Origin of the sequence: Paenibacillus sp. OAS669, from assembly GCF_014873645.1 — a bacterium.
In the GTDB taxonomy this organism is placed as follows: domain Bacteria; phylum Bacillota; class Bacilli; order Paenibacillales; family NBRC-103111; genus Paenibacillus_S; species Paenibacillus_S vulneris.
The window spans coordinates 288,564-308,111 of sequence record NZ_JADBDR010000009.1 but is presented as its reverse complement, the minus strand read 5'-3'; the positions used below and the strand labels follow the sequence as shown (position 1 = coordinate 308,111).

At 51.3% G+C, this 19,548-nt stretch carries 10 protein-coding genes; 8 read left to right on the top strand and 2 right to left on the bottom strand.

The genetic code is table 11. The annotated features are described in order from the left end of the window. The first annotated feature begins 292 nt into the window (after positions 1 to 292). Positions 293 to 6,967: an OmpL47-type beta-barrel domain-containing protein gene (locus tag GGC63_RS21080; RefSeq protein ID WP_192703980.1), complete on the top strand. Its 6,675-nt coding sequence runs from the start codon at positions 293 to 295 to the stop codon at positions 6,965 to 6,967. A 128-nt stretch (positions 6,968 to 7,095) separates the two neighbouring features. On the opposite strand, the gene GGC63_RS21075 is transcribed toward GGC63_RS21080, so the two are convergent. Next, the gene (locus tag GGC63_RS21075) at positions 7,096 to 8,652 is read right to left on the bottom strand and encodes a stalk domain-containing protein (RefSeq protein WP_192703979.1); all 1,557 of its coding nucleotides are present in this window, start codon (positions 8,650 to 8,652) and stop codon (positions 7,096 to 7,098) included. Between the two features lie 366 nt (positions 8,653 to 9,018). Between GGC63_RS21075 and htpG the strand changes: the two genes are divergently transcribed. The 6 genes from htpG to GGC63_RS21045 all read left to right on the top strand — a co-directional run bounded on the left by htpG (position 9,019) and on the right by GGC63_RS21045 (position 16,941). After that, positions 9,019 to 10,902, top strand: a complete 1,884-nt coding sequence (htpG, locus tag GGC63_RS21070) for a molecular chaperone HtpG (RefSeq protein ID WP_192703978.1) — start codon at positions 9,019 to 9,021, stop codon at positions 10,900 to 10,902. Positions 10,903 to 11,213: 311 nt separating this feature from the next. Continuing rightward, the gene (locus tag GGC63_RS21065) at positions 11,214 to 11,906 is read left to right on the top strand and encodes a response regulator transcription factor (protein WP_192703977.1); all 693 of its coding nucleotides are present in this window, start codon (positions 11,214 to 11,216) and stop codon (positions 11,904 to 11,906) included. Beyond that, the gene (locus GGC63_RS21060) at positions 11,899 to 13,479 is read left to right on the top strand and encodes a sensor histidine kinase (RefSeq protein WP_192703976.1); all 1,581 of its coding nucleotides are present in this window, start codon (positions 11,899 to 11,901) and stop codon (positions 13,477 to 13,479) included. The genes GGC63_RS21065 and GGC63_RS21060 overlap by 8 nt, the downstream gene beginning before the upstream one ends. Before the next feature lie 305 nt (positions 13,480 to 13,784). Beyond that, complete coding sequence (locus GGC63_RS21055) at positions 13,785 to 15,254, top strand: GGDEF domain-containing protein (protein ID WP_192703975.1); 1,470 nt, start codon at positions 13,785 to 13,787, stop codon at positions 15,252 to 15,254. Positions 15,255 to 15,420: 166 nt separating this feature from the next. Next, positions 15,421 to 16,488, top strand: coding sequence for an LLM class flavin-dependent oxidoreductase (locus GGC63_RS21050; protein WP_192703974.1), 1,068 nt, complete (start codon positions 15,421 to 15,423; stop codon positions 16,486 to 16,488). 78 nt (positions 16,489 to 16,566) lie between these two features. Continuing rightward, positions 16,567 to 16,941 (top strand): response regulator, encoded by a 375-nt coding sequence (locus GGC63_RS21045; protein WP_192703973.1) that lies wholly within the window; start codon positions 16,567 to 16,569, stop codon positions 16,939 to 16,941. A gap of 75 nt (positions 16,942 to 17,016) precedes the next feature. On the opposite strand, the gene GGC63_RS21040 is transcribed toward GGC63_RS21045, so the two are convergent. Then, positions 17,017 to 18,159, bottom strand: coding sequence for a response regulator (locus tag GGC63_RS21040; RefSeq protein ID WP_192703972.1), 1,143 nt, complete (start codon positions 18,157 to 18,159; stop codon positions 17,017 to 17,019). A gap of 342 nt (positions 18,160 to 18,501) precedes the next feature. Here GGC63_RS21040 and GGC63_RS21035 point away from each other — a divergent pair, with 342 nt between their 5' ends. Then, positions 18,502 to 19,515, top strand: a complete 1,014-nt coding sequence (locus GGC63_RS21035; protein WP_192703971.1) for an HD-GYP domain-containing protein — start codon at positions 18,502 to 18,504, stop codon at positions 19,513 to 19,515. The last annotated feature ends 33 nt before the right edge of the window (positions 19,516 to 19,548 follow it).

Genomic DNA, 19,548 nt, shown 5'->3' with positions numbered 1-19,548 from the left:
GGAAATAAACCTTCCTCCTCAGCCCATTAATTTTACCGGTTATCTAACTTAATAAACGTTTACGGAAGCCTTCATGCTCTCGGCATGGGGGTATTTTTTTGCGCTTGGGGAGCCTAGGTTGGCTAGAGGCTTATCGGAGGGAAGGCAGTGAACGCGCTCTCCGTCGTTAGACTCTATTTTGGGCAATAGTTAACTTAAGTTAATATTCAAAATAAAAAAGAATTGGTACTATGGGACCATTCGCATGTCAATATGGCGGCTTGTCCGTCCAAAGGTAAGGAGGAATACCCATTTGATACCCAAAATGCTGCGTGGACTGTTGGGGCTCGCGGTTTTTGTCGTTTGTATGCTTGCAGGCTTGGAACGGACCGTTCATGCGGCGGTGATGGTGGAGCAGCTTCCGGCTGCGGCTAATCCGCCTGAAATACTGCCGGGGGCTTCGGCAAGCGCGCTCTCGGGCCGAGACATTCTGTTAACCGGGGGAGAGGACACAAGTAAATTCAAGTATCCTCAGCATTCCTACATATTCAATACAGCCAGCCAGACTTGGTCCTCCAATGCGCCGCCGTTGAATATAGCCTATCATAAACTATCCAAGCTTCAGGATGGCAAAGTGCTTGTAACGGGCGGTGCTGCTTTTACAAGTGGTGTAGGTTATACGTACAACAACCTTGCAAGGATCTATAATGCCAGCTCAAACACTTGGACTAATGCAGTGAATTTGCCGCATGTCTCTTTTGGTCATTCGCAAAGTACGCTGCCTGACGGGAGAGTGCTCGTTGCCGGGGGAGCCAATGAGATTTATTCGGTTTATAGCAGCACGTTATATAATAATGCCTACCTATACGATCCTTCCGCTAACCGTTGGGATGAAGTGGCTCCACTTCCGATAGGATTGTACGGTGCCGCACAAAGTACGCTCAAGGACGGCCGGGTCATGGTCACAGGAGGGCAGAGCGGTTACATCTATTCCTATGATACTTATATCTATGATCCTTCCCACGATACTTGGACTAAAAAAGCAAGATTGCCTTATGAGGGGGGAAATACTTTTTTTAGACATGCCCAGGTGACGCTTACTAACGGTAAGGTGTTAGTGATGGGCAATAATTATTTTTATCTATATGATCCGGATACCGATACATGGGTAAAAGACAATCCGAATCTGGATAGCTTGGTCAATGCCAGTATGATACCAATAGGAAATGACGTGTATCTTATGGGCGGATACAATAAGGATTATGTGGATAATCGGTCGGTTTATAAGCTGACATTTGATTTTATACCTCCGACGGCACCGTTTATTTCAGGAGCTCCAAGCGATTGGACGGCTGAAGATGTTAATTTGACGTTGACACCCGGTACGGATGCGGAATCCGGCGTCAATCGAACCGAATACAGCTTGTCCGGTGCGACCGCGCAGGACTGGACACCTTATACGGAGGGTACACCAATAACGATCACCAATTCCGGGCAGACCCAAATCAGCGCAAGAACCGTGGACAATGCCGGAAATCTGAGCTCTACCACAACAGCTGTCGTCAAAATAGACCGGGTCCCGCCGACGGCTCCTGCCATCAATCGTTCCTCATCTTCGTGGTCGAGTGCGGATGTGACATTTACGTTAACGGGAGCAGCAGATACGGCAGGATCGGGAGTGAACCGGCTGGAGTTCAGCATGACTGGAGCCACGACACTCGACTGGATAGCCTACACAGGAACGGTTACGGTTACGGCGGAGGGGCAAACCACGATCAAGGCCAGGGCCATTGACAATGCAGGCAACATCAGTACGGAAAGCACGGCGGACATCAATATAGATAAAACCGCGCCGACAAAGCCGATCGTTACCCCGGCGACGACAGCCTGGAGCAAGAACGACGTTTCCGTCACGATAACTCCCGGAACGGACGGCGGCTCAGGGGTCGGCAAAACGGAGTACAGGCTCTCAGGGGGGAGCTGGACCGCTTATGGAGGTCCGTTCACGATCAGCGCTGAAGGGCAAACGGTTATTGAAGCAAGAAGTATGGATAATGCGGGCAATATCAGTGCGATGGGGACAGCTACGGTTCAAGTAGATAAGACGCTCCCCACCGCTCCAGCCGTGAATCCGGCATCGATAGCATGGTCGAACGGCGCGAGTGTCGATGTAACGATTACAGGCGGAACGGATAGCGGCTCGGGAGTGAATCGTACGGAATACAGCTTGAGCGGAGCGACCGTTGCGGGCTGGACAACCTATGCAGGACCCATAACTGTCACTGCCGAAGGCCAAACGGATATAGCTGCAAGAACTATAGACAAGGCAGGCAATATCAGTGCGGTGAGCAGCAAGACGGTAAAGATCGATCGGACACCGCCTGCCGTTCCTGCGATATCCCCGCCAGGCGGCTCGTGGACTTCATCGAATGTGAATGTAACGATAACACCGGGAACAGACAGCCATTCGGGTGTCAACCGGGTGGAGTACAGCTTGTCCGGTGCGACTATGTTGGACTGGACTCCCTATACAGCCCCTATTGCTATCACTTCGGGGGGCACGACGACCGTGTCGGCAAGAACGGTGGATAATGCCGGCAATGTGAGTACGACTAGCACGGCTGCCCAGCTCATTGACAAAATCGCGCCGCAATCGCCGACGCTTACTCCTAGTGTGACGGGCTGGACGTCCGCTGCTGCAGTTACTGTATCGGCAGCAGATGGGGCGGATAGCGGAGGTTCGGGGGTGAAGCGGACGGAGTATAGCTTAACCGGTGCGACGACACTTGCCTGGACAGCGTACACGGCACCCATCGTGATCGATAAAGAAGGTCAGACGACGGTAACGGCCCGAACCGTAGATCATGCGGGCAACGTTAGCAGCCCTACGTCGACGGTGGTCCAAATCGATCAAACGGTGCCGACGTCTCCGACCCTAAGCGCAAGCGCTTCGACCTGGACGCCGGAGAATGTTAACGTTACGGTTACAGCCGGGACGGATAACGGTGGCTCCGGGGTACAGCGTACAGAGTACAGCTTAACGGGAGCAACAGCTTTGGACTGGACTCCCTACACAGGAGCCATCGTCCTGTCGGCTGAGGGCCAGACCACGATTACGGCAAGAACTGTAGACAACGCCGGGAATAGAAGCGTAGCTGCAGCACGAACCGTCTCTATAGATAAGACAGCTCCGACGGCTCCGGTCATTGCCGGAACGACCGACTGGACAGCAGTAGATAGCGTGTCGGTTACGATAACGGCCGGGACGGATGACGGCGGCTCAGGAGTACAAAAGGTGGAGTACAGCCTGAGCGGAGCGGTAACCTTAGGCTGGTCGCCTTATACAGTCGAGCTAAACATAACCGCAGAGGGTCAGACTACGGTCAGTGCAAGAACAGTAGATAAGGCCGGTAATCAAAGCGAGGTTCAGACCCACAGCGTATCAATAGACCGGACGCCGCCGGCGGCACCTGTCGTGACGCCCGGCGTGAGCGGCTGGACGTCAGCGGATGCTGTGCCCGTAGCCATAACAGCCGGAACGGACGTCGGCGGTTCCGGTGTGAGCCGGACCGAATACAGCTTGTCCGGCGCAACAGCTTTGGATTGGACGATCTATAGCAGCGAGCTATCCATCATGGCCGAAGGCCAAACCATCATCAGCGCCAGATCGGTCGATCAAGCGGGTAATGTTGGGCCTGCTTCAACTGCCCAGGTACAGATTGACCGTACGGCACCGGCAGCTCCTATCCTTACCTCACCGGCGTCCGGGGCTGTGACGAGCAATAACAAGCCCGTCATTCGGGGTACGGCAGAAGCAGGGGCGGCGGTCAAGGTCTCTATCGACGGCAATGACATGCCTTTGGCCGCTGCAGATTCCAGCGGACATTGGTCCTATACGATTTCCGTGCCATTAACGGACTCGTTGCATACGATAACTGCCGTCGCCATAGATGCAGCCGGAAATTCAAGCGAAACGAGTGAAGAGCTCCTCTTCACTGTAGACACTGTGGCCCCGGATGCGCCGGATATCCTGTACCCTGTACAGGACGCCGTAATGGCCGACGCCAAGCCTAACATAACGGGAACGGCGGAAGCCCGTTCTACCGTAACGATTGATGTTGATGCGGTTCCTGCCGGTACGACCGAGGCGAATACCGAAGGGAAATGGACATTCGTCCCGGCCGTCGCTTTATCGGATGGGCTGCATACGCTGAGCGCCAAGGCAGCAGATGCCGCAGGGAATACCAGCCCGGCTTCGGCAGCATTGACTTGGACGGTAGACACCGCAGCGCCTTTGGCGCCGATCGTACTATCGCCCGTGGATGGTACCCTATCCGCGGTTAACAGGCCTGTCATCTCGGGAACCGCTGAAGCGGGTGCCGAGATTCAGATCCGCTTGGACGGCAGCGATGCTGCGGTCGTGAAGGCAGACGGCAGCGGTCAATGGGCCTATACGCCAACGGCGGCTATCGTTGACGGAACGCACAGCGTGCAAGCAACCGCGAAGGATGCAGCCGGGAATACGAGTCCTGCATCTGCCGCCGTTTCGTGGACCATTGATACAGAGCCCCCTCAGGCCCCTGTTATAGAGGCGCCGGCAGAGGGAGCGGTTCTGAGTACGGCACAGCCTGTCCTTCGAGGAAGCGCTGAGGCTTCCGCATCCATCCGGATTACACTGGATGGTGGAGCGAATGCTTCAATTGCCGCCGATAGCAGCGGAAGCTGGGAATTTACTCCTGCCTCTCCGCTAAGCGAAGGACAGCACTTCGTGAAGGCTCAAGCGATAGATGCGGCTGGCAATATGAGCCCGGTATCGATTGAACATGCTTTTATCGTTGATACGATAGCGCCAGCGGCTCCTGTAGTTCTTCATCCGGTCGACGGCAGCGTGACGAACCGGAGTAAGCCTGAAATTTCGGGAACCTCAGAATCCAGCGTCACTATTAGCGTGTATGTGGATGGGACTCGAACGGCGGATGTGAAGGCGGATACCGAAGGGAAATGGAGCTATGCTCCTGCAGCCGGACTTGCTTTAGGCCTGCATTCGGTTCAGGCTCAAGCTGCTGACGCGGCAGGGAATGTAAGTACGGTGTCTGCGGAAAACCGATTCACCGTAGTTTCGGATAATGCAGGGCTCGGGACGCTGGAGCTGAGCGGCGTGGCCTTGAATGAAACGGTCACAAGTACGACTTACAGCTACACGGCCAAGGCACCGTATGACACCAAGAGCACGTCAATCATTGCGGCTCCTGCGGATGCTAATGCGACCGTGCAAATCCTGCAAAACGGCCAATCCGTATCGAACCCGGTCAGCCTTCAAGTAGGATCACAAACCTTCACGGTACAGGTTACGGCTCAGGATGGAATTACCGTTCAGCCGTATACGGTGACCATAACTAGAGAACCTTCGAATGATACGGGCTTGGCGGAATTAAGCGTGAGTCCTGCAATCCTCAGCCCGCAGTTTGACAAGGGGGTTACCCGATACACCTCGACCGTTACGAATAATGTATACTCTATAACGGTTCAAGCCAGGGCTTCCAGTCCGGCTGCAGCGCTTCAAATCAACGGCGTTTCCGTTACGGGCGGCAGCGGCAGCGTGCCGCTTGAATTGAAGGTAGGAAGCAATCCGGTCAAGGTTACTGTGACGGCTCAGGACGGTGTTACGACACAATCGTATGAGGTGGATGTGATACGGATACCGAGCTCGAATGGATTATTGAACGGCCTTCAGCTCTCCGCGGGAGACTTAAGCCCTTCGTTCAACAGCGGCGTCTTCCATTACGAGACGGCAGCAGGGAATGAAACGGCCAGCACAACGGTAACAGCCTCCGTATATGACCGCAATGCGACGTTGACCATCAACGGCCAGCTCGCGGCAAGCGGCAAACCGTCGCAGCCGATAGGGTTGAAGGTAGGATCCAATCCGATTACCGTATTGGTTACGGCTCAGGATGGAGTTAGTACGCAGTCCTATACCGTGGATGTCCATCGCCAACCAAGCTCGAAGGTCAGTCTGACGGGGCTAACGTTCTCCGCGGGTGTGTTAACCCCTTCTTTTGACAGCGGAATAACAGCCTATGACGTATATGCAGGCTACGGGGCAGTCCAAACGACGGTGACTGCTTCGGTCTATGAGCCGGATTCGCAAATCACGCTGAATGGCAAGGCAATTCCTAACGGGCAGGCATCGGAAGCGATTCCTCTGCAAATAGGAAATAATGTCATGGACATTCAGGTAACGGCGCAGGATCGGAAGACGAAGCTTTCTTACACGGTTATCGTTCATCGGGCACCGCCTTCGGGTTCTAGGGGAGGCTCCTCCGGTTCTTCGCCGGCAGTGATTCTGCCTCCGGAAGAAGGAACCAAACCGGCAGAAGAGCCAAAGCAGCCCGAGAAGCCTGCTGACGGCAAGGCCCAACGATGCTACGCACCGGCTCCAGCTGTTCATTTTACGGATATGCCGGGGCATTGGGCAGAGCAAAACGTGACGGAGGCCGCGGGCTGCGGTATAGTGAGCGGGTTCGAAGACGGCACGTTCCGTCCGGATGAAGCGGTAACCCGCGCGCAATTCGTCGTCATGCTTATGCAGACGATGAACCCGGCGCAAGGACGACTTGGCGCGGAAGCCATTCCGTTTACCGACAGGAATGCCATTCCTGCGTGGGCTGCCCCGGCAGTAGGGGCAGCCGTACAGAGCGGCATCGTGAACGGCTACGAAGACGGCACATTCCGGCCCGACGCGCAAGTGACCCGCGCCGAAATGATGACGATGGCGGCCAAAGCCTTCCGGCTTGCTCCGGCTTCGCCTGAATCGGTGAACGGAATATTCTCCGATGCGGAGAGCATTCCGGCCTGGGCCAAGGGCTACGCTGCCGCGGCACAGCAGAAGGGACTTGTCCAAGGACGGGAGCGGGGGAATTTTGCTCCGAACGACCGCACGACGCGGGCGGAAGCCGTCACCTTGCTGCTGAGTATGCAGAAATAGCAATACTTTGTTTCAGCTTGAGCTGCAAAGCAGCAACAGCGCGGAAAGGGCTTCAGGCCCTGACCGCGCTGTTGCTGCTTTTATTAATGGATGTGATAATTGATACGATCTGGCGATCAAATTCACATCTATTTTTCATAAAACGTCATGGTATCCAGAATTTCTTGGAATTGCTTCATAGAGCTTTTGTATTCACTCTCGTAAGAGGAATGGAGGATATTATAGAAATAAGAATCCGTTTCAAACACGATCATGGTATCGATCCGCTTGTCATAGTCGTCATTGTTCACATAAGTGAGTTGAACTGCGTCGAAGCCGAGCACCTTGATCTTTTTCTCCTCTAGTAAGGTATCCTTAGTAATGCTGTGTACGCCTTTAATCCATTCCAAATAGGAATCCAGCTTATTGCTTTTTGAATCCTCGGCCGACTTGGGATCAGAATATATCAGCAGCATCGTGTAGTTGAAGTAGCGGATCGACAGCTCAGCCTCGCCGGTATCCATTTCGTCGTTCAAATCTCTCCACAGCCCGTACGCAGTAAACTGAAATTTGCCGTCCTTGCTTTGGTATTGCTTCTTGCTTTGGATGATAATGTCGTTTGTTTGTTCATTCCAGTCTACTTTGGCGCTGGCGGCCTCGGAAATAAACCGGACAGGAACGAAGGTGCTGCCGTCAATAAGAGCGGGGGCTGCGGGGAGCGTAACCGCCTTCCCGTTGACCACAGCGACAGGATTATCGATCTGCAGCTGAAGTTGAATTCCATCTTTAGTCCCGTTGATCGTTCGTGTCTTTTCGTCCCATGCGATCTTAATCCCTAAACGGTCAAATATGGGCCGAAATGGAACCATGGCCGTTGAATCGGTAATAAAGGGCGGAGAGCTGAACGGGACGGAATTCGCATCCAAAATGACCCGAATGGCACGGCTTGCGGGCTTGCCTGCTTCCTCTGCTACGGTAACGACTTTAACACCGCGCTCCCGAAGCTTTGAAATAACCGCATCAGCCTGCTCGTCTAACGGATTGCTTGCTAGATGAACCTCTTTTAACTTCGGAAGCTCCAGCAGCACCTCGATATGGCTGATCCGGTTCTGGTCAGCATATAACGTCTGGAGAGTCGGGATATCGCGCAGCGCAGACAAATCCTCGACCTGATTGTTCGACATGCTGATCCAGCGAAGCGGATGGCCCCTCAAGGCGGACAGATCCTGGACACGGTTATTGCTCATAAGCAAATCCGTCAGCTGGTTCAGGCCGGATAGCGGCTCGATGTTCTCAATATCCGAATTATCGATTAGCAGCCGTTTCAACCCGGTATCATTACGAAGGGCTTCCAGGCTTTCCACTTTATTTCCCGCAATAACGAGGAATTCCAGCTGTTTCAAGTTTTGCAGTGGCTCCAGCTGTTGAATCTCGTGCCCAGGGATTATTAGGGTTCGAAGGTTCGGTGCATACTGCAGACCTTCCAGGCTTTTGATTTTTTGGGATGGATCTTGAGGAGACAACGAAATCGGCTGTTCCAGATCTGCTTTGTCCAGAGGCTCCTGCATCCGGGATAGCTGCATGCGAACCGCTGCTTCCAGATTAGCATCCGGAATGAGCGCTTCCTCCGCCTTCAAGCTTCCGGGGGCTATGAAGATCAGACAGATGAACAGCGCTCCTAAGGTAGTGCATAACGATTTTGCCAACAAACTACACATCCTTCATCCATAGTTGAATTCTTAACTAACTGGATATATCGTCTGTTGTTCAACTATTTATTAGCAGGAGAATCCGGTTTTACAGGAGAGAGGCCATATTTAATGGCGGGATGTACCTCGGAGGGAGTTCCATTTGTCTTGGAAACCGGGGGTACGCCGCCAGCCGCGACCTCATTAAATTGGCGGCTAGACAGAAGAAGAGGTTGACATGAAAAATTCGAATATGGTATATAAAAGGAAGAGTTAGCACTCGCAACAAACGAGTGCTAAAATGGAAGGGTAGTTATCCCGCCTATCATCTGTGCAGCAACTTATCCTACTTTGACGATGTTTATTTTGAAAGGAGAACTTTTCGTGGTCAAACAACAGTTTAAAGCAGAATCCAAAAGATTGCTGGAAATGATGATTAACTCCATCTATACGCAGCGTGAGATTTTTCTAAGAGAGCTTATTTCCAATGCCAGCGATGCGATCGACAAAATTTACTATAAAGCGTTAACCGACGATACTTTGGTATTCAACCAGTCCGACTACTTCATTAAAGTGGCGGCCGACAAGGCGAACCGTACCCTGACGATTTCCGATACCGGGATCGGGATGACGAGAGACGAGCTTGAAAATAACCTGGGCGTTATTGCCAAGAGCGGCTCGCTCGCGTTCAAAAAAGAAAACGAAGCGAAGGACGGCCACAACATTATCGGCCAGTTCGGTGTCGGCTTCTATGCCGCTTTCATGGTAGCGGATGTGGTTACCGTTACAAGTAAGGCATTGGGCAGCAACGAGGCTTACAAATGGGAGTCTGAGGGTGCAGACGGCTATACGATTGTCCCTTGCGAGAAGGATTCCGTGGGTACGGAAATTGTTTTGCAAATTAAGAAGAACACCGAAGATGACCAATACGACGAGTATTTGGAGGAATATCGTCTCAAGGCGATTATCAAAAAGTACTCTGACTTCATCCGCTACCCGATCAAGATGGATGTCAAGGGACAGCGTCCTAAGGCTGACAACTCGGAGGAGCTCGAGGAATATACCGAGGAACAAACGATCAACAGCATGGTTCCGATCTGGCGCAAAAACAAAAGCGAGCTGAAGCAGGAGGATTACGATCAGTTTTATTTTGAAAAGCGCTACGGCTTCGACAAGCCGCTCAAGCATATTCATATCAGCGCCGACGGCGCCGTGGTATACAATGCGATTCTCTTTATTCCAGAGAACACTCCGTTCGATTACTACACGAAGGAATACGAGAAGGGGCTTGAGCTGTACTCCAACGGTGTGCTGATCATGAACAAGTGCTCCGAGCTGCTTCCGGACTATTTCAGCTTCGTGAAGGGGATGGTTGATTCCGAGGACTTGTCGCTGAACATTTCCCGAGAAATGCTGCAGCATGACCGTCAGCTGACCTTGATCGCCAAAAACATCAAGAACAAAATCAAAAGCCAGCTGCAAAGCATGCTGAAGGACGAAAGAGACAACTACGAGAAGTTCTACAAATCGTTCGGCAGACAGCTGAAGTTCGGCGTGTACAACGATTACGGCGCCAACAAAGATGTCCTGCAGGATCTGCTGCTGTTCTACTCCTCCAAGGAAAAGAAGCTCGTTACGCTGGATGAATACGTATCGAGAATGCCGGAAGACCAGAAGTACATCTACTATGCAGCAGGAGAATCGATCGAAAGAATCGAGAAGCTGCCTCAGACTGAGCTGGTGGCGGACAAAGGCTATGAAATTCTCTACTTCACCGACGATATCGATGAGTTCGCGATCAAAATGATCATGAGCTACAAGGAGAAGGAGTTCAAATCCGTATCGAGCGGCGACCTGGGCATCGAATCCGAGGATGCGAACGATAAGGCGGCGGAGACAGAAGAGAGCGGCACGAAGGAGCTCTTCGAAGCGATGCAAGGGCTGCTGACGGACAAAGTGAAGAAGGTTAAAGCGTCCAAACGTCTGAAAACCCATCCGGTCTGCTTGTCTACAGAGGGCGAATTGACCATTGAGATGGAAAAAATCCTAAAAGCGATGCCGAACGGCCAGGATGTAAAAGCAGACAAGGTTCTTGAAATTAACGTAAACCACGAAGTGTACCAATCCTTGAAAGATGCCTACAGCAAAGATAAAGAGAAATTCAATCTATATACTCAACTGCTGTACAACCAAGCTCTTCTTATCGAAGGCTTGCCGATTCAGGATCCGGTAGAATTTACGAACGATATTTGCAAAATCATGGTGTAATTAGCCACACTTTACTAAGGAAACCCGATATACACTGGTGCGCCGGTTGTATCGGGTTTCTTTGTGTTGTTTTTAGTTCAGCCTTGATAATTTAAATCGTTAAGAAACTCTTAAGAATTGCTGCCACAATCTATTAAGATTCGGGGTCTATACTAAGACCCATAACGAGTGCAGTGACAGACATTAGCAATCCGCAGGGATTGAATTTCTTCATCCGGCTTGTTACGTTTATGGATAGGTTGTTAACAGGATGAAACGTCTACATGAGCTGACATAGACCGATAACAAATGAAACGGAGGGAGAACGGACCATGGCCCCATCTACGATACTCCTTGTCGATGATGAGAAGGAAATTATTGACATGCTGGAAATTTATTTGAAAAACGAAGGATACAGGCTGCTTCGCGCTTCCGATGGTGAGCAGGCGCTTCAGGTGCTGCAGAAGGAGGAGGTCGATTTGATTGTTCTCGACATCATGATGCCGAGGATGGATGGCATCGAAGCATGTCTCAAAATCCGGGAGCAAAAAAACATGCCGATCATCATGCTCTCCGCCAAGAGCCAGGACATGGACAAAATTTGGGGGTTATCTTCAGGAGCGGACGATTATTTGAGCAAGCCTTTTAACCCACTGGAGCTGATTGCCCGGATTAAATCCCAGCTGCGCCGGTACACCCGGCTGAACGTGCCCCATGCAAAGAAGGAGCATGAGATTGAAGTCGATGAGCTGACGATCAACACCCTGACGTATGAAGTGAAGGTGCAGGGACAGGAAGTGAAGCTTACCCCGCGGGAATTCGCCATTCTTGAGCTGCTGGCCCGCAATCGGGGAATGGTGTGGAGCATCGAGAAAATCTACGAGGCGGTTTGGAAGGAGGCGTATTTTGACTCGGACAATACCGTCATGGTACATATCCGCAAAATTCGCGAGAAAATCGAGCAAAATCCGCGCAAGCCGAAATTTATAAAAACCGTATGGGGGGTTGGCTATAAAGTTGATTAGAAGATATGAATTGGAACCGTCCTCCAGGCTAAACCGGTTTCCGTTTACCTGGTTTCCCTTTAACCTCTTCCGCAAGCTCATCGTATTTGCCCGAAGGCTGTACCTGACTCTGACGGGACATGTGACCCGCAGCATACGTCTGCAGCTGATATTAACCATCTTTATCTGTCTGCTGGCTTCCTCGCTGACCTATGCGCTTAGCTACCAGGCGTTCGGAGAAATGCGCAGCGAGGCTGTCATCGATTATCAATCCGGTATTGAACATATTGACAACGAAGCCCGCAGTCTTGCCATGGAATTAAATTCGCCGGACCTCCATTCGGAAGAAATACCTGAGGTGGACGTTCATATCGCTGCCTCAAGACAAGCCGAATTTGAAGAGCGGGTAAAAATGATCTCGCAGGGTTGGAAATTCAAAATTCTCATCACCGATCTGGAAGGAAAAGTCGTCTTCCGCAGCAGCAACGTGGCGGAAACGAATGTCGACATCCACAATGTCATCAGCAATGCGATGAATGCCAGAACAGACAATAATTACGACCGAAAAGAGTTTTCCAGCTTTTATCCCGTCAACTATAAAGGTCAAAAATCGTATTTGATTGTATCCGCTATCCCTGAGCCGCATATCACTTATCGGAAGGGGGAAAGCCCCATGTCGATCTTAAGCGCGATAGCCATGTTCATCTTCCTGTTCTACTTCCTGACGCAGCGAAAAATGCGTTATGTAGAAGAACTGGCAGGGGGATTGCGGATCATCGCTACCGGCAATCTCGATTACCGTGTTATCGAGCGAAGCGAGGATGAACTCGGCTCCCTGGCCCGGGATATGAACCTGATGGTGGAGGATTTGCAGCGCAGGATCGAGGAGGAGCGGCGCAATGAGCGGCTGAAGAATGAGCTTATTACGAATGTCTCCCACGACTTGCGCACCCCGCTTACGCTGATTATGGGGTATCTCCGACTTCTGCACGACAAAGGCTACGAGACGCCGGAGCAGGCGGCCGGGTATGTCAGCATCGCCTATAGCAAATCCGAGAAGCTGAAGGCTCTCATTGATGATCTGTTCGAATATACGAAGCTGTCCAACCGCGATGTGCCGCTGTTTAAGGAAGGCGTCCCGATTAACGACGTATTGGATCAGCTCCTTGAGGAATTCGTTACGATGGCGGAAGAGCAGCAGCTGACGATCATCCGCAATATTCCGAAGGAAAAGCTGTTTGTCCGAATCGATGTCGACAAGATGATCCGCGTGTTTGAGAACCTGCTTACGAATGCGGTAAAATACAGCCTGAAGCCGGGTGCGGTCACCGTCCAAGTCTCCAGGGATTACCGCTATGTGACCATCCGTTTCAGCAATCGGTCGGACATGCTGACGGATGAGGAGCTGCAGCAGCTGTTCGATCGTTTCTACAGAATCGATGCGTCTCGCTCTTCAAGCACAGGAGGTTCAGGACTGGGCTTGGCTATTGCCAAGAGTATTGTGGAATCGCATGACGGCACGATCTGGGCCGAGCAGGACAGCGGTCAGCTGCATTTTAATGTCAAGCTGAAGCTCGCGGCTCCGGAATTTTGACAGATTTCAATAAAAAAAGTCATCAACAACCCGTTACTGGTACAGTCCAGAGCGGGTTGTTTCCATATTTCCGGGGAAATACCTCATTCGACATGAACTTTCATGATGAAGTTTACAAATCATTTCCATATGATAGAATAAACAGCAGTAGGTCCATACTCCCAAATTATGGCGCATGATGGCAGTTTTTGTCGAACGGTCGTAAGCTGCCATTGTGCAGGATCCATTCTTAAGCCATGCAAATACGGTATGGGTTTATTTAACTATGTCCATATTCATGAGGATAGCGAGAGCGAGGGGCAGCGTTGAAATCTCGGTTCAGATTCAAATTAACGGTCACCATGATCGTGTTTGCCGTGTTGATTTCATGTACGATTGCAATAACGGACCATATTCGGCTTAGGGATCAGGCGATTCATAATAAGATGGATCAGGTAGAACAAAATGAGAAGCTGGCTCACCATGCACTTGAGACGGTTGAAAAGGCTTACTTCGTATTCGGAGATCATATAGCCAAGCAGCTGAAAGAGAACACGATCTACCTGCTCGATAAATATGACGAGAATCCTTCCTTTGACCAATGGGATTTCGACGCTCTTAAGAGGCAGCTCTCCTCCGATATTTACATTATTAATGACGAAAACCGGATTATTTACAGCAGCTTCGAGGAGGATGTCGGGCTTGATTTTGGAGCCTGCTGCAGGAAGCTGTCGCAAGTCTTGCAGGAAAGAAGGATATCGGGCGAGTTTTTCCATGACGGCATCGATATCGAACAGAAAACGGGAGCCATCAAGAAATACAGCTACATGGCCACACGGGACAAGAAGTATATCATTCAGCTTGGCTATGCGCTGCAAAATGAAAATATATTTGACCAATTCAGCTTCTTCAGGACGATCGAGGCACTGCTTGAAAAATATCCTTCCATGAATAAGATCAATTTTCTGAATACAGGCGCCTATTCGTTGGGAGAGCCTGCCGACGGCGGCAGGCTTGCAGGACCGAGGCGGGAGGCGTTCGACCGTACGCTTCAAACCGGAGAGACGACAGAATGGAGAGGGGAATGGAGGGGCCAGCCAGCCATTTACAGGTATGTTCTTTATACCTCCCAGTATGATCAAGGCACGACAAAGAACAAGGTTCTGGAGATCATCTACAACGATAAGGATTTGCAGGCAATCCTCGCTCAAAACAGGGCTGCCTTTTTCCTTCAATTAATCAGCGTGCTGGTTATTTCCATTGTGCTCTCGTTTATCATCTCCAGGTGGGTGGCCCGGCCGATGTACCTCGCTTTTCACGACAGCCTGACCGGACTCAGCAATCGTGCGGCCTTCGATGAGCTCCTGATGACGACCTTATCCCGAAATAAGGGGATAACGGCTCTGCTGATGATCGATCTGGATAATTTTAAGCTGGTTAACGATCGCTTGGGGCATGACAAAGGAGATCATTTATTGAAATGCGTAGCCCAATGTCTTCGAACCACGATACGAAAGGAGGATATAGCCATCCGATTGGGAGGGGATGAATTCGTCGTCATCCTGTCTTCCGTTACCAGGGCTCAGGCTGAAGCTATAGCCGCAAGGATTATAGCCGGGATAGAGGCTTCCGCAGCAGGGGAAATCAAACTGGATGGGGAGCGGGTAACGGTCAGCATCGGAATCGCGCTGGCGCCGGAGCATGGAATGGATCAGGATGCCTTGTGCAAATGCGCTGACATTGCGCTGTACCGTTCCAAGGAGAAGGGGAAGAATCGGTATGATATATATCATTGATGTTTTCGATTCTTGAATAGAAAGGATCTATTAGACTCCAAATGCTATACGGTGCTAACATTGAAATGAATAACTCAAATTAAACCAGTCGGTTATATATGAATTAGGGTGTTGCTTCGTGGTCTTAGCATAACTGTAATATGCCTTATGGAGGAGGATGGATGCCATGAAATTTGCGCTTTTTACCCTGATGATGAATATTCCAAATGCAGTGACGGGGGAGACATGGACGGCACAGCAGAAATTTCACAATGTTCTTCAGCAAGCGGTTTTTGCCGAGAAGCTTGGCTTTGAAGCTTACGGTGTTGGCGAACGGCACGGGCGGCCTTTTCTCTCCTCCTCGCCTCCGGTTGTGCTGACCGCAATCGCGGCACGGACGTCCAGCATAAGGCTTCTGACCACCGTCACGGTGCTCAGTGTGCTGGATCCGGTGCGAGCCGCCGAGGATTATGCGACGCTCGACCATTTATCCGGGGGAAGGCTGGAGCTGATTATCGGTAAAGGGAACGATCCGCGTCATTACCCTCTTTTTGGAGTAAAGGAGGAGGAGCAGTGGGATTCGCTAGCCGAACGGTACGCGCTTCTCAAGCGATTATGGAACGAGGAGAACATAACCTGGGAAGGGCGCTACCGTACGCCGCTTCACGATGTAACGACCGAGCCCCGACCCTACCAGTCGTCCATCCCCGTCTGGCACGGCAGTGCATCAAGCACGCGGTCCACGGAGCTGGCAGCGCAGTATGGAGAGCCGATTTTCTCATCGAATACGTTCCATCCGCAGGCCAAATATAAGGCATTGATCGATCATTATCGCGAGCGGCTCGCCTATTACGGTCATGACCCGCAGAAAGCGGTAGTCGGCGCGGGAGCCGGAAGACTTTATTTGGCCGATACCTCGGAGGAAGCGGTCCGGCGGTACCGCCCCTACTATGATGCTTTTACTTCTACAGCCTCCGCTCAGCATAACCAATCCCCCTTCAAGGATCTGGAGGATAATATCAAGAACGGTCCCGCCCTTGTCGGCAGCAAGGATTTCGTCATCGAGAAGATCCTGAACTACCACGCCGCCTATGGGAATCAGGTGCTGAGCATCAGTGTGGACGGCTTGACCGAAGCTGAACAGAAGGAGCAGCTGGAGCGGTTTGCGGAGGACATTATGCCCGTGCTGCGAAGAGAAATTCCAAGCACAGTCTGGAATAAGGATTCACGGAGGCCTCAGCCTGCGGTTAACTAAGGATAACGGGCGGGATTCCTTTTCGACTTCTGCAATGATACGATGAAGCTATCAGAAGACGAAAGGAATTCAGCGGAAATGAACGCAAAGAGAACCATGCTTGTCATTGACGATCAACATGGAATTAGAATGCTAATGCACAAGACCTTTACCGAAATGGGCTTCAACGTGCTCCTCGCCGAGAATGGGAGGAAGGGGATAACCCTGTTCACCGAGGCATCCCCGGATATCGTTCTGCTGGACATCAAATTTCCCGGCGGCTTGGACGGCATCGAGACTTTACAGGAGTTGATGACCCTTAACCCACGTGCCAAGGTCATTATGATGACTTCTTACGAGGATCATTATGAAGAATGCATGGCCCTGGGTGCCGTCGACTACTTGGAGAAGCCTTTCGACTTGGAGGATTTGAAGGAGAGGGTTGAGCGCTATTCGGCGTCCGGCGTCCAATAGCATTCAACCCTCTCAGCCGTAATCGATGTAATCCGCAGTCACGTGCCGCAGCCGTGACCCCTTATCCTTCGCAGCTCATTGGAGTAACGACCGGAGTCTCCACCGGTTATACCATTCGGTGACGCTCCGGTGTAAGGCCGCATCCATCACCATCTTTTTGGAGGTCAGCATCCAATACTGCACCTCCACACTTCCGGCAAAGCCTAGCGTATCATACAGCTTCATCAAGCTGAAATAGCTTGCTGCGTCGTCAGGCAGAAGCTGCTGGATGCGCTGTTGAACCCGAACGGCCTTCCTTATATCCCCCTGCTCCACATAATAGCGGCTTAATCTTCCGGCATGCTCCAGCCAAAGCCGCTTAAGCCGCTCCTGTTCTTGTCGGGCCCATACGTAGTCTGGATTTGCATGGTAATGGCCTGCGTACCGCTTCAGCACATCCTCGTAATCCGCTAAAGACTGAACGGTAAGGTCTCCAAGCTGCTTCAGCTTTCGCTCCCACTCCTCTGTCTCCAGTCGCACGTTCCCAATCGACAGCATACAGCCGCCTTCCGAATCCCCGCATGTTAGGGTGACCCCATCCAATGGACAGCTCCTCAAAGCCTCTCGAACGTGATCCAGCATGATGTGCAGCTGTTGAGCCGCTCTGGATGGCTCAAGCTCTGGCCACAGCAGCTGAATCAGCTCGCTTGTACTGGCCATCCGGTTCCGGTGATGCAGCAGATAGGCGAACAGCTCCTCCGCTTTATCGCTGCGCCATTCGATGGTCTTGGGGGCTTGCCCGGGCCATTGATAGCGGAGCTTGTTAAAGCAGCAAAGGATCGGCGGCTCCGGTTCACTGAAGCGCTCTTGGTCCCCAGCCTCTCTCTCCTTCAAGCGACTCACGGTTTGCTTCAACCGCTCCAGCCGGACCGGCTTCATAATATAATCCAATGCATGAAGCTCAAAAGCCTCAAGCGCGCAGTGTTCGTATCCCGTTACAAATACGAGCTGGATGCCGGGAACCGACTTTTGCAATTGTGCACCCAGTCGAAGGCCGTCGATTTCGGGCATATGGATATCTAAAAAAGCAGCGTCGGGCTGCAGCATTCGTGCGTTTTCCAATACTTGATACGGATCGGAATAGGCCCCCACGACTTCAACGGTACCTACATCACACTCCAGCATTTTCTTTAAGTATTGGAGCGACAGCCGTTCATCGTCAACCAGTATGGCTCGCATGTCTGAAAAACCCCTTCCTCATGTTTGCAAATACATCTTGAGCAGCTGCCCTATATTCTATCTCATGGAACTGTACAAAAACTGTACAAACGAAGTCTAAAAATAAACATGCATGTCGAATGATATAAGGGGTGGAATATTTTGTGCGGTTACCCAAGTTTTAGGCCTATAGTCCTTTCAATACTGAGACAATCCGATCTTGCGGAAGTCGAATTTTATCTGATATTGTCATTTTTGTTCAGAATTTGTTTAGTGTCCGGTGCTATAGTGAAGATCTGCGGCATCCTGTGAATCATGGCTTTAGGTTCGCAAAGGGATGAGGAAGCTTCGTGGAGGTCATTTATGGAACATCTGATAGGGAAACAAGTAAAGCACGATATTATTAACGCCTACGGTGCTACGGTTCTGCCTGCCCGGACCATCATTGATCACGAAGCTTTGACCGTGCTGTCGAATCACAGAATCCCGCCGGAGCATATTGCCGTTGCGGACCCGGCCTTGTCCGAAGAGGACGGAGAAGCCGCCGCGCTGATGGAACAAACGGTAGCCGTATCCAAGGAATTGATAGTATCGATCAAGCGCTCGCGCAAAATTCCCGTGATCGAAATTAGAAAGGAAATCTTGCCGGCGATCCGGCAGATAGCGGCGCGAGATAATCTCTTTCAATTATTCGAGCTGGTCAAGGCCAAGGATGATTATACCTACCAGCATAATATCGGAGTGGGTGTGCTTTCGACCTTGATTGGCCGCTGGATGAATTTAAGCGAGCCGGAGCTTGCGAACCTGTCGCTAGCGGCTACGCTGCATGATATAGGGAAGGTGAAAATCCCTGATGAAATTTTGAACAAGCCCGGCAAATTAACGGACGATGAATATGAGCTGGTGAAGAAGCATACGATTTTCGGCTACGAAATGCTGAGGGATACGAGAGGAATAAGCCACCGAATCGCCCTTGTTGCTCTGCAGCATCATGAACGTGAAGACGGAAGAGGCTATCCGTTCGGACTCCAAAAGTCCAAGATCGATCTGCTAAGCTCGATTGTGGCCGTTGCCGACATTTTTCATGCGATGTCCTCAAAACGTCCCTATCATGAACCGCTCCCTTTCTATGAAATCGTCAGTCAAATGCAGCGGGGCAAGTTCGGAGAGCTCGATCCGAAGATCATATCGCTTTTTGTCGATAATATGATCCGGCGATTGGTGGGGAAGCAGGTTGTGCTCACGGATGGAAGAGTAGCCGAGGTAGTCTACTTGAATCCGCATCATATGGAGGCCCCCCTCGTAAAGATAGAAGAGGAATTCATCGATTTGAGCAGGGAGAGCAGCTTGCAAATCCGGGAGATTTTAGCTTGGTAACGGAAAGGGATATATTAGGATTGTATTCCTTAT